At 38.8% G+C, this 11,241-nt stretch carries 13 protein-coding genes; 5 read left to right on the top strand and 8 right to left on the bottom strand.

Annotated features, from left to right (window positions below):
- Window positions 1-235 precede the first annotated feature (235 nt).
- Together HUN22_RS11975 and HUN22_RS11970 are read right to left on the bottom strand one after the other, a co-directional pair.
- Window positions 236-565 carry a hypothetical protein gene (locus HUN22_RS11975; protein WP_004793524.1) on the bottom strand — a complete coding sequence of 110 codons (330 nt, stop codon included), beginning with the start codon at window positions 563-565 and terminating at the stop codon, window positions 236-238.
- Between the two features lie 85 nt (window positions 566-650).
- On the bottom strand, window positions 651-1,097 hold the full coding sequence (locus HUN22_RS11970) for a winged helix-turn-helix transcriptional regulator (RefSeq protein WP_174729603.1): 447 nt from the start codon (window positions 1,095-1,097) through the stop codon (window positions 651-653).
- A 111-nt stretch (window positions 1,098-1,208) separates the two neighbouring features.
- Between HUN22_RS11970 and HUN22_RS11965 the strand changes: the two genes are divergently transcribed.
- Together HUN22_RS11965 and HUN22_RS11960 are read left to right on the top strand one after the other, a co-directional pair.
- On the top strand, window positions 1,209-2,474 hold the full coding sequence (locus tag HUN22_RS11965) for an MFS transporter (RefSeq protein ID WP_174729600.1): 1,266 nt from the start codon (window positions 1,209-1,211) through the stop codon (window positions 2,472-2,474).
- Between the two features lie 132 nt (window positions 2,475-2,606).
- Entirely contained in the window at window positions 2,607-3,011 is a 405-nt protein-coding gene (locus tag HUN22_RS11960; RefSeq protein ID WP_174729597.1) for a hypothetical protein, read from the top strand.
- An 85-nt stretch (window positions 3,012-3,096) separates the two neighbouring features.
- Here HUN22_RS11960 and HUN22_RS11955 read toward each other — a convergent pair whose 3' ends face one another.
- From HUN22_RS11955 to HUN22_RS11935, 5 genes are all read right to left on the bottom strand, one after another.
- Window positions 3,097-4,344, bottom strand: coding sequence for a mechanosensitive ion channel family protein (locus HUN22_RS11955; RefSeq protein WP_174729594.1), 1,248 nt, complete (start codon window positions 4,342-4,344; stop codon window positions 3,097-3,099).
- A 180-nt stretch (window positions 4,345-4,524) separates the two neighbouring features.
- Complete coding sequence (locus tag HUN22_RS11950; RefSeq protein WP_174729591.1) at window positions 4,525-5,169, bottom strand: glycosyltransferase; 645 nt, start codon at window positions 5,167-5,169, stop codon at window positions 4,525-4,527.
- Window positions 5,166-5,765, bottom strand: a complete 600-nt coding sequence (locus HUN22_RS11945) for a class I SAM-dependent methyltransferase (protein ID WP_174729588.1) — start codon at window positions 5,763-5,765, stop codon at window positions 5,166-5,168. Before HUN22_RS11945 ends, HUN22_RS11950 begins: the two co-directional genes overlap by 4 nt.
- Entirely contained in the window at window positions 5,740-6,534 is a 795-nt protein-coding gene (locus tag HUN22_RS11940; protein WP_174729585.1) for a PIG-L deacetylase family protein, read from the bottom strand. The genes HUN22_RS11945 and HUN22_RS11940 overlap by 26 nt, the downstream gene beginning before the upstream one ends.
- The gene (locus tag HUN22_RS11935; RefSeq protein ID WP_174729582.1) at window positions 6,522-7,535 is read right to left on the bottom strand and encodes an acyl-CoA dehydrogenase; all 1,014 of its coding nucleotides are present in this window, start codon (window positions 7,533-7,535) and stop codon (window positions 6,522-6,524) included. The genes HUN22_RS11940 and HUN22_RS11935 overlap by 13 nt, the downstream gene beginning before the upstream one ends.
- 249 nt (window positions 7,536-7,784) lie before the next feature.
- Here HUN22_RS11935 and HUN22_RS11930 point away from each other — a divergent pair, with 249 nt between their 5' ends.
- Together HUN22_RS11930 and HUN22_RS11920 are read left to right on the top strand one after the other, a co-directional pair.
- On the top strand, window positions 7,785-8,018 hold the full coding sequence (locus HUN22_RS11930; RefSeq protein ID WP_049837821.1) for a DUF2171 domain-containing protein: 234 nt from the start codon (window positions 7,785-7,787) through the stop codon (window positions 8,016-8,018).
- 280 nt (window positions 8,019-8,298) lie between these two features.
- Window positions 8,299-9,243 (top strand): metal-dependent hydrolase, encoded by a 945-nt coding sequence (locus HUN22_RS11920; protein WP_174729579.1) that lies wholly within the window; start codon window positions 8,299-8,301, stop codon window positions 9,241-9,243.
- A gap of 67 nt (window positions 9,244-9,310) precedes the next feature.
- Here the strand turns inward: HUN22_RS11920 and HUN22_RS11915 are convergent, their stop codons facing one another.
- The gene (locus HUN22_RS11915; protein WP_174729576.1) at window positions 9,311-9,865 is read right to left on the bottom strand and encodes a TetR/AcrR family transcriptional regulator; all 555 of its coding nucleotides are present in this window, start codon (window positions 9,863-9,865) and stop codon (window positions 9,311-9,313) included.
- Window positions 9,866-10,501: 636 nt separating this feature from the next.
- Here HUN22_RS11915 and HUN22_RS11910 point away from each other — a divergent pair.
- Window positions 10,502-11,029 (top strand): hypothetical protein, encoded by a 528-nt coding sequence (locus HUN22_RS11910; protein ID WP_174729573.1) that lies wholly within the window; start codon window positions 10,502-10,504, stop codon window positions 11,027-11,029.
- The last annotated feature ends 212 nt before the right edge of the window (window positions 11,030-11,241 follow it).

Below are 11,241 nucleotides of genomic sequence, written 5' to 3'. Positions count from 1 at the left end.
AAAGTTATCTGTGAAGTAATTTTTTAATTTTTGAGTAATCTTTTGTAAAAAATTATTCGACACCACTTCGGCACCATTAAAATATAACTCATTGTTATTTAATATTTATTATAACCTTGCCAAGGTTAGGGTCGCGAGTTCGAATCTCGTTCCTCTCTCCAAAATTAAAAAACCACCTAGTTTAAAAAATTAGGGGGGTCTAGTATCGGTTAGTTAGCTACTTTCACCAACACCCTCATATATTTTTAGCTAATTCTTTTGCTAAACATTGTTCATGCCACGTGGTTTGGAAGTTCTCGACAGCTTTTGACTTAATGAGAGGGTCTTCAAATAATTTTGAAGAATATGCAGATTTGATAAGCTCTTGATAAAGTTGTTTGGCTTGTTGCTCTTCAAGATGATCGGCGATGTCGTGTAACTCTTTAGCTGGCACTTCATGTTGTCTAGCATCCATCACACCACTCGCTGCTTTTTTAACAGTTTCACAGTAATGAAGTTCCATGGCTTCTGATGCCGCATAACATTGAATTGAAATTGCGCTGATAAAGAGGAATATAAATCTCATAATCTCACCTTAATTTGACGCGCAAGGTTACCAACTAATCTGCCCAAATTTAAGTTAAAAAAGGTTATTTTTGTTTTGTCTTATTTTATTTCACCTTTTGCACTTGAGTATTAGAAGCTCTCAGCACTGTTCCATCTGCCGCGACTGGCGCCATAAATGGAATTTGCCGACCTGTATTTTTATCAATTAACAGAGAATGACGCTCTCCACTTTCAAATAGGTTCTGTTCTCCCCATTGTCGCAAAGCCACAATCACTGGGAACAAACTCTCCCCTTTATCAGTCAACACATATTCTTGATAAGCCGTGCCATCCGAAGCATCTTGCATTTCAAGAACGCCTGCATCGACTAATTTTTTTAGTCGGTCAGAAAGTATATTTCGCGCAACGCCCAAGCTTCGCTGGAAATCTCCAAAACGGCGCATTCCATCAAAAGCATCGCGCACAATAAGCAGTGACCAGCGGTCTCCTATGAGGTTGACGCAGCGCGCAACAGGACAAGGTTCATCTTTCATCAGTGTAGAGTTCGCCATTGAGTTTCCTTACCAATCATCAGTAACAAATTATCTAGTTGCATTTTAAAACTAGCAGATCTAACATTCAACTAGTTGCATTTTAAAACCAGATTAAATGGATTTAGGCCCATGAAAGCTTCTCTTGCATCTTCAACTTCATCCGCCGAAAGCGATAAACCGCTTTCGAGCATGCCTCTTAGCGTAATTTTGCTGTTTGCTATTGCAAGTGGTGCAAGCGTAGCAAATGTCTATTATGCACAGCCTTTGCTCGACATATTAGCTACGGACTTTAGCATTAGCCATGCCGCCATCGGTGGTGTAGTTACAGCCACGCAAATTGGTTGTGCACTAGCCCTCGTGTTTCTGGTGCCGTTGGGTGATCTTGTAAATCGGCGTCGTTTAATGGCAATACAACTCTTAGCATTGGTATCTGGATTGCTAGTTGTTGCATTTGCTCATTCTGTTGTTGTTCTTTTGGCAGGAATGCTTGCAGTGGGTTTACTGGGCACAGCCATGACACAAGGGCTTATTGCTTATGCAGCGAGTGCTGCGGCTCCACATGAGCAAGGACATGTAGTAGGCACTGCACAAAGTGGTGTATTCATTGGTTTACTGCTTGCTCGTGTATTTTCAGGAGGAATTAGCGATGTAGCGGGTTGGCGTGGCGTTTACTTTTGTGCAGCCGTAATCATGCTCATGATTGCGTTCCCCCTTTGGAGAAGACTTCCTCATTTAAAAGTTCAGCCCGTTTCAATGCGCTACCCGCAGCTTCTGGCTTCTATGTTAAAACTGCTACACCAAGAAAAAGTACTTCAAGTACGCGGTGTCTTAGCTTTACTCATGTTCGCGGCATTCAATATTTTTTGGAGCGCACTGGTATTGCCATTGAGTGAGCCACCTTATAGTTTTTCACATACGATTATTGGGTCTTTTGGTCTTGTGGGAGTCGTTGGTGCTCTGGCAGCTGCTCGTGCGGGACAATGGGCCGACCACGGATATGCTCAGCGTACAAGCGCAGCAGCACTCGTTATATTATTAATCGCATGGGGTCCTCTTTCACTCATGGCGTACTCGCTCTGGGCACTGGTGATTGGCATAGTATTGCTAGACTTGGGTGGACAAGCTTTACATGTGACTAATCAGAGTATGATTTTTCGTACTCGTCCAGAAGCTCATAGCCGGCTTGTTGGGCTCTACATGCTATTTTATGCAATCGGTAGTGGACTGGGTGCGATCAGTACAACCGCTACTTACGCATATGCTAGTTGGTTTGGCGTGTGTGCACTCGGTGCAGGTGTTAGTTTGTTGGCGCTCATATTTTGGTGGATGACACGGCACACCACTCCTCAAGACACAAATGAAAAAGATAACAATATACAAATAAATAAACTATAATTTAGGATGACTTTCGTCAGTCAATAAAGTTCTTAAGTCTTAATTTGTTAAGCTCAAACGGTAATAGAATGAAATCTTCTCTAACAATCTAATGATTGATATGCAACATTAGTCCATTACTATCAAAATTATATGGAAGCCCCTAAAGGAATAAAATTGGGTACTAACAATAAATTAATCTGCATAGTTATCTTTGCGCTTCTTACAGGATGTCAGCAACAAGAAGCAGGTAACGATATGAGTGCTGTGAAACTCCCTGTTTATCAATCTAATGGTATTTTTGCTTCAGCACGCCTAAAAGGACCTTTACAGTTAAAACAAGAATGTCTTTATGTGAACGATATCCTGATTATCTTTCCTGAACACACTGCTCAGTGGGATTCTGAAAAAGAAACTTTAAGCTATAAAGGTAAACATATCAGCTTAGGTAGCGAATTAGATATTGCCGGAGGTTTCGGTAATTTTGAGCAAGACAACCTCCGCATTAAGCATTTGAGCCCAATGTGTGATCATCAAAATATTTGGTTTGCCGGATAATCTTTCGCGAACAGTATGAGTAAAAAAGCCCCCATTTGGGAGCTTTTTCAAAATAATTTAGGTGATGTTCTTTACAACTTAAAACTTAACTTGGATGAATTTCTGCTGTTAATCTTTGCAAATCATGACCAGAAGGTGCTTGGTAAACACGTAAACCAAACTCGGGAAGAATCGCAATTAAATGGTCAAAAATATCTGACTGAATTGCTTCATAAGAAACCCATGCAATCGTATTGGTAAATGCATAAATCTCTAACGGCAAACCTTGGCTTGTCGGCTGTAACTGACGAACAATAATGGTTTGATTTTGAGCAATACCCTTGTGCTGGCGCAAGTAAAATTCAACATAGGCTCTAAATGTCCCAATATTGGTTAGACGGCGCTTGTTGTAACGAGATTGATTGCTTAAATGCTTATTGAATTCTTCAATTTCAGATTGCTTGGCATCAAGATATTGATCTAATAATAAAAAGTCTTTGAGCTTTTGTTGCTCTTCATCGCTCATGAAATGCACGCTACTTTGATCGATAAAAAGTGAACGCTTCATTCGACGGCAACCCGAATTGCTCATACCTCGCCAGTTTTTAAATGTATCGGTAACCAGCTTATTGGTTGGAATGGTGGTATAGGTTTTATCAAAATTTTGCACAGTCACTGTATGCAGTGAAATATCAATTACATCACCGTCAGCATTTAAAGATGGCATTTCAATCCAGTCGCCAATGCGCACCATGTCATAAGAAGCGATTTGGACACTCGCCACCAAAGACAAAATGGTGTTTTGGAAAACCAGCATTAATACCGCTGCCATCGCACCAAAACCTGCCAGTAAAGTGAACACATCCTTTTTAAGGAATGTTCCCAAAATCATCAGGCCACACACCACAAATAAAATGAGTTTAACGAGCTGTAAATAACCTTTAATCGGTTTGTTTCTAGATTTTGGATTACGCTGATAAATCAGATTAAATATGTTTAATATTTCACTAACCGTAAGCGCGAGTGTGAGAAAAATGAATGCTTGGGCAGCCATCTCTACAAAAGCAATGAACTTTGGAGATAGATGAGGCACTGTTGCAATACCGTTCATAATCACAACAGCAGGAACAATATTTGCAAATCTTCTTATGACGCTATGCTGAGCAAAAATAGACTGATTTGGTGATTTAAGCTTTGTAACTAAATGACGAACGCCCCGCACAATAACGCGTTTGGCAATAAAATTTGCGATTGCTGCAAATAAAATCAAAATAGTGAGTGAAACCAACATCTCTAGCCAAGGATAATGACTTAGCTGAACCCGAATATCGCGGAAAAAATTTAAAAAATCCAAACCTATACACCTTTAAAATTTCTTTTCTAGAATTTTAGGGGCTAAGAACATTTATCATAAGACTTGTTTACATATGTAGTCATAAATACAACAACTAAGTTATATACCCTGCCCAAATTTAATTATGACCTGTTAATTTTAGAACCTTATCGGCTCATGGTTTAGACCAATGTAAAGTCATTAGAGATTATTTAGAAAGTAAGATAATCCCTGCGGCGCACGTCCATTTAAGCGACTGCTCGTTGTCACTCGAACCAAATTACTCCAAGTAATATTGCAACAATGCTTGATCAATTTTTTGATTAGAGATACATCCTCATGACATGAGATAGGCTCAAAGCCACCAACCAAAAGATAGACCTCTGCGCTAAAACTTAAATTTGCCCCGTGAATATGTGCATGGTCCATCTCATCTTGATAATGTGCTAAATATTTTTCCCGCTTAGTGATAGAGAGATGACTAAAATCGTCTAGGGTTACAGTACCGCAAATTGCATCTGTAGGTTGATGCTGGATTTGGTAGCGCAACCAATCAGGACTGACGACGGTGTCTGCATCTGTACATGCAATCCATGTAACCCCTCTTTCAATTAAATGACGAATTCCTAAATCTCGTGCCTGCCCAACACATGCGTAGTCACATTCAATCCAATTGATTTGATGGCTTTGTACAATCAACCGCGACTGATCTGTACAGCTATCGAGTACAACAAGCACTTCTACGTCATAATCGCTAATGTTATCTATAGCGACCTGAATAGATTGCAGACAGGCAGATAAATAGTACTCTTCATTATGTGCTGGAATGACAATGCCTATTTTCATCTGAGTTTTTCCTGCTGTGCTAAAGAGGAAGCATTGGCCGTCCACAGATCAATCATAAAATCTGGATCGTTTAAGGTGAGATAGTGATGAAATGGAAAATGTTGCTGAAAGCTTTGGTGGACTCGCTCAGCGTTTAATTCAAAATCTTGAATTTCATGACGCCAATGGCAACACAGAATTTCACCGTCATCATTTAAACTATCTTTTAACTTTTCAATAAACTGCTGCAATTCATCTGCTGACAGGTAATAGGCCATCTCACTAATTAAGATGAGATCAAATTTTTGAATTGTGTAGTCTTCGGGTATTTTTCTATTCTCAACAACAACATGCTCAAATTCTTTTAGACGTTCAGACGCCAAGCGAACAGCACTCTCAGAAACATCTATACAGACCAATTGCTCAGCTCTTTGTGCTAAATGAAAACTTAAATGTCCGTTCGAACAGCCCACTTCTAACACCTTTGGATAGCGGGGTTTTGTCAGCAGTGCGAGACAAATTTGTCTTTTACGTGCTTCATACCAATGAGCGTCATAGCCCCATGGATCACTGTTATGACGATATAAATCTTCAAAGTACATGCGAGAATGAATCACTCAAATAAACCTCATAAGGCATTAAAAGACGATTAATCGCACTTGAAGATAGCACTGCGGCATTCCCCGTGCTTTCATCTGCTTCTAGTTGGGTTTTAAACTGCAAAATTGCTTGATGTTTTTTAGTTAGCTGTTCTTGTGTTAATGAAAATGCTTTTGCTCGGTGCCAATCAATTCGTGGATCTAAAGGCTTTGCCCAATGCCAAGCCCAGATTAATACGTGTAAACATAGTAATTGCTTCGCAGTCGCATAAGCTTGTACGGTTTTCCCTACTGCTTCATGATCTGGATGTCCATCAAATTCATAACTACAAATTAGAATATCTTCGGCTTGAACCATCTGATCTAAACTCTGCCAGAGTTGCTCGGTTTGTAAATGAATTTGACCATCTAACAAATTAAACTCTACATGCTCGGTTGACTCTGCTGCGCCTAAACACTTTAAGGCAGCCAAGCTTTCTTGCGGACGAAGAACATTGAGCTGATCTGGAGGATATTTTGTAGATTTAGGATGGCTCTGTGTGCCGTTACTCACAGCTAAAATTAGAATCTTACAATTCAGTTCGATGAGTTGCTGCATCAACCCGCCACAGCCAAGCACTTCATCATCAGGATGTGGAGAGACAATCACCACCCTTTTAGAACGAAATAACTCAAGATCTAAAGGCGCTAGCGGATGATCTTTAAATGCCTTTAACCATTGCTCTTTGGCCGTTCCCTCACCAAAAATAACGCGATCTTCAACCAAAGGATGTTTTAAAGTTCCCATAGGCTTTGCTCCGACACACAGAGTTCTGCAATTTGCTGGTAGTCAAAAGCTGCATGACTTTGTCTGATAAACACAGGCAAATCGGCCATGAGCTGAGCAAATGTTGCATCTTCACAAAAAGGTCGAGCGCCTAAGGCTTTCCCTACTCGTTCAATAATGCTCAGACAGCATTGTTCTGTTTGGGCACGTAAAATTCGTATTTCCCGCTCATGGCTTAGCGTTGGTTCATGGTCAATCAACTCGGCAACATATTGAAAATATTGTTTGGTGATTTCTAATTGCTGAGCGGCCTCGCCTAAATACAATTTTTTATACGGATTAGGATTTGCCTGACAACTTTCTTGCAAATAACCAGCTAGACGCACGGCGGCACCATACCAACAAGCCGCAACACCTGCTGCGCCATGCCAAAAACCTGGGCGTTTTAAATAACTGTTTGGCTCACCAACCGATTGAACAGGCGTATTTTTAAAAGTTACTTGCGCGGTCTGTGTTGCATACATGCCTACCGCCTGCCAGTGGTTTAAATCGGTCGTAATAGAGGGATGGCTTAAATCGGCAATACAAAGCTGCGCCTGCCCTTGCTGATCTTTATAACTCATTAAAGCTTTTTGGATAAACTCAGCACCAGAGCACCAAGGTTTTATGCCATTACAAAGGTCGTTAGTGACTTGCAAAGGTGCTGGTCCGCCATCGGCTGCCCAAACCGCCCAAGTCTTGTTATCTATTTCTTGTTGATAGCCCAATTCATTTAAAATACTTAAGGCATCGCAATGAGATTCAAAAAGCTTAGCTAGACTTAAATCGACCCCAGCAATCTGCCCAAAAAGTTGCCAGCGTTGATAGGTATGACCCGAAGCTGGATGGGGTAAATTTTTCGCTACATTAATCAATTGATAGAGCAAACTAATACGCAGCTTACTTTTAACTTCAGCTGAGGCAGCTTCAAATTCACTTAAGATACTCAATATCGTCATGTTTATAGGTATTTTGATATTCATTACGATTAATTATTTAAAAGTATTGAATTAACACTATCTGAACACATCTGTTTAATTAAACACGTAAATTGTAATAAAAAGATAAATATTATTAGATTTATATCTAATTATTTCATTGTTATTCAAATGCACCTATTAAGTGAACTTATAATCCGATCATGTAAGGTTTATTAAAAACTCAACATTTAATCGATTATTTAAAGTAGTTTAGTTCTTACCGTTTTTCTATTTCCAAAGAAGAGGTCTAAAATGAGCACTTTAAATATTAATGATATTAAAAAACACGCAGACGTTATTGCTTCTTGTGGTACTAAAGTAGGAACAGTCGACCATCTGGATGGTGAAAACCAACTCAAACTCACCCGAGATGAAAGCGGTCAACATCACCTTATTCCTACTGGATGGATTGGCGAAGTAAAAGAAAACCAAGTCATCCTCAATAAAAACTCACAAGAAGTTAAAGATCAGTGGCAAGCGATCTAGAGTTTTAAGCACGATTACGTGGCTTAATGTGAAATTTATAATAAAGCGGTTCTGCTTATAAAAATAAATAGGCTTAAAACTTTATAGCCTAACTCCCAAACTGGAGGCTCCTTTTCGTAAGGAGCCTTTTTATTTATCAAATCTCTGATTTAGACCTTTTTTATCTCTATAAGCCTTTTGTTAGATGTTTTTGTCCTTTACTCACATGGTGATCGATTTTACTTAATGCTAAAAATTGTCCATTCGCATTAAATGAACAATTATGAATAGGGTGACGTATATGATCACAGGGAATCATCAACTTAAAGCAAGAAAAGTACATTTTGATTTTGCCGAGTCGTCTGTCTGCTGGATGCCAAATGATCCGCTATGCTCACATGTCGCTAATGGCATTAACATGCTCTTGCCGGCTGGTGAGTTTTGGTTTTGCCGCGTGTTTAATAAAACCCTTCCCTTGATTACCGATGAAACATTAAAACAAGATGTAATTGGCTTTGTTCGCCAAGAAGCTGCCCATGCACGTGCGCATGAAAAAGCTCAGGATTTCTTACGTGAAAATGGCTACGACATTCAAGAAACACTCAATCGTGCCCATTTTGTGTTTAACATTTTATTGGGTGACAAACCTTTAGGTATGCCTTTTTTAAAAGGTGAAAAGCTCGATGAATATTGGTTACTTTTTCGGGTAGGTGTGATTGCGGCAATCGAGCACTTTACCGGAACCATTGGTCAGTGGACACTCGACAGTAAGTCTTGGGACAAAGCCGACCCTACTATGGCAGATTTATTCCGTTGGCATTTGGCCGAAGAAGTTGAACATCGCTGTGTTGCTTACGATTTATTTGAACACCTCTTAACAAACAAGTTTGGTTTTTATGTGTCGCGCCAAGTGATTATGGCAGCAGTTTTCCCACTGTTTATTTACTTCCTTGCCGACTTTGCCCGTAGTTTAGGCAAGCAAGATTTAGAGCACGAAGAGATTCAAAAGTTGATGCGCCGTGGCTACTTCAAAATTATTCGTGAATTTGAAAAAACTGCGACTCGCTCAGACAACCTACCGACCATTAAATATTTATGGAAAGCGACGTTAAGATGGGTTTCCCCAAAATTTAACCCAATCCATGAAGGTGACACCGAGCAAGCTTTAGCTTATATGGCTCGCTCGCCTGCTGTTCAATATTTTGAAGGAATGACACAGGCTGCAAAACCTGCGACATTAAGCTAAGCAGCTATCGTATTTAAAATAAAAGGCCTCCTTGTTAGGAGGCTTTTTCTTAGGTGAGTTTTGTCGCTTAAGCAAAATTTAAAAAGAAATAATCCAACAACCGATCTCTTTCATCTGCCGCATTTTTATCTAAAAGCTGGACCATTGCACCATCAATCATAAATAAAAACATATAGGCATCTTGGACTAAAGCAGTCGATTTGAGTGTTAAAAGCAGCTTATATATTTCGTCAATAAACCAGTTTCTGTAGTCAACCACAATTTTATAGGCAACTGGATAAAGCTTTTCAATTTCAAAAATTGCCTTAAATGGCAAACGGTAAAACCCTTCTAAATTGGCATGTAAAAAGTAAATCTCCTTAAGTTTATCAAGCACCATTTGTTCATTGTAGGAATTGATAATTGAAAATACTTTGTCTTTTAGAGCATCTTTCTGGAAAGTGAGACACATCTCGATGAGTCGCGCTTTTGAGTGAAAGTCGTTGTAAAAAGTGGCTTTGGCAACTTTGGCTTCCACAATAATTTGGTCGACCCCGACCTTATGAAAACCATATTGATTAAATAAGTCTTTTGCTGTGTGAAGCACTCTGAGTGCTCTAAATGAAGATTCTAAATTTGGCATAGATATACCGCTTAAAATAATTTTTTGTTGTATATAAATGAGATAAAAATGCCGTCACTCTTAAAATGAGTGTTAAAAAAGGCATGCAAAAGCAGCACAAAAATGTGCCTGAGCTATCTCGAGTTTTATTGTTGCTATGATTTTTTAGTCGTAACGAGCTAATAAGATCGTAGAAAACCTAGAGCCGATTAAACCGTTTTAAAGACCAGTTAGGCGGTATAAGAGAGAGTTTGGCAAAGGCCAATAAAGAAGAAATAGTACGCATGAGCGGACTCCTTTTGATTTAGAAGAGTCTTACCAATTACTGTCAAATAATGGTGGCAAGACTAGAAGGGTTGACAGACTGGTACAAAAGGAAACCAGCGCACGCAAGCGTGCCCCTCCTAGCCTCACCATAAAGGCGTGATTTAAGAGAACGCACAAAACGAAACGTTGTTGTGCGCCTTTTGTACCAGCTCTGTCAAAAGCTGACTGGCAATGTAGGCCAGCAGGCAAAGGATAATCGGAGGGGTTTAGAGTGTCAATGTGATATTGGATAGAAAATAATTAAATAAATATTATTTTTCATTAGATTAGATTCGTTAATCTATTAAATAGAATATATTATATTTGCTTAACTCACATTAACTTATAAATATGAATACTATCTCAGCTACTCTTAAAAATGAACATTCAATTGAGGGATGCATAAAAGATGCTAGTGGTAATTTAAAACCATTCCCTATTCTTGTAATTGATAATATTCCATTAAATATATGGGTGCATCAAAATACCCACATTACTGATCTCGCAGAAAGCTTAGTTCCAGCTCAAGGTTGGTTATATGATTATGATAGTAATTTGGCATTAAGTAATGCATGGCAACTTCTTAAACCAGAAGCTTACGAAAATGAAACTATTTCAACAGTAGTTCCAATTTTAGTTTGCCCTGATGATTTAGATCTAGTGTGCAACGTAATTATGGTTGAACAAGTTGTTTCAGCAGATGAGGTCGTATGGGCTCGTTTTGGACGTGCCTTTACGCATATTCATGATGTTGTGACATCCGTAGTCTGGGAAACCTCTCCTTTTGCTCCTCGGTTAATTTTTTCATTGGATGAATTTGAAAAAGCATATAATGATTTAAAAGAATTAGACAAAAAATGGAGTGAAAATTTTATCTAGTTTTCTTAAACATAAAATAAAAGAGTTAGATATTAATGAAAGATCTAGGTAAAAAAGAATTTTACTTCTCAATCAAAAAATATGAACCTGAGAATAACTTATTCTTATTAGCTGTTACTATCAATGGTACTTCTTTTAGCAACTATGAGACCCCTATAGATCTTTCATTTTTAATAAACGACTTAAAATTACTCTTATATACTAACCAACGA

Origin of the sequence: Acinetobacter lactucae, from assembly GCF_013344765.1 — a bacterium.
Lineage (GTDB): Bacteria > Pseudomonadota > Gammaproteobacteria > Pseudomonadales > Moraxellaceae > Acinetobacter > Acinetobacter lactucae_A.
This window is presented reverse-complemented; position numbering and strand designations above follow the sequence as displayed.

What these genes read in the sequence shown, in the direction of transcription:
- HUN22_RS11975 (WP_004793524.1), bottom strand. Translation starts at nt 565, where the DNA reads ATGAGATTTATATTCCTCTTTATCAGCGCAATTTCAATTCAATGTTAT.
- HUN22_RS11970 (WP_174729603.1), bottom strand. Translation starts at nt 1,097, where the DNA reads ATGGCGAACTCTACACTGATGAAAGATGAACCTTGTCCTGTTGCGCGC.
- HUN22_RS11965 (WP_174729600.1), top strand. Translation starts at nt 1,209, where the DNA reads ATGAAAGCTTCTCTTGCATCTTCAACTTCATCCGCCGAAAGCGATAAA.
- HUN22_RS11960 (WP_174729597.1), top strand. Translation starts at nt 2,607, where the DNA reads ATGGAAGCCCCTAAAGGAATAAAATTGGGTACTAACAATAAATTAATC.
- HUN22_RS11950 (WP_174729591.1), bottom strand. Translation starts at nt 5,169, where the DNA reads ATGAAAATAGGCATTGTCATTCCAGCACATAATGAAGAGTACTATTTA.
- HUN22_RS11940 (WP_174729585.1), bottom strand. Translation starts at nt 6,534, where the DNA reads ATGGGAACTTTAAAACATCCTTTGGTTGAAGATCGCGTTATTTTTGGT.
- HUN22_RS11935 (WP_174729582.1), bottom strand. Translation starts at nt 7,535, where the DNA reads ATGAATATCAAAATACCTATAAACATGACGATATTGAGTATCTTAAGT.
- HUN22_RS11930 (WP_049837821.1), top strand. Translation starts at nt 7,785, where the DNA reads ATGAGCACTTTAAATATTAATGATATTAAAAAACACGCAGACGTTATT.
- HUN22_RS11920 (WP_174729579.1), top strand. Translation starts at nt 8,299, where the DNA reads ATGATCACAGGGAATCATCAACTTAAAGCAAGAAAAGTACATTTTGAT.
- HUN22_RS11915 (WP_174729576.1), bottom strand. Translation starts at nt 9,865, where the DNA reads ATGCCAAATTTAGAATCTTCATTTAGAGCACTCAGAGTGCTTCACACA.
- HUN22_RS11910 (WP_174729573.1), top strand. Translation starts at nt 10,502, where the DNA reads ATGAATACTATCTCAGCTACTCTTAAAAATGAACATTCAATTGAGGGA.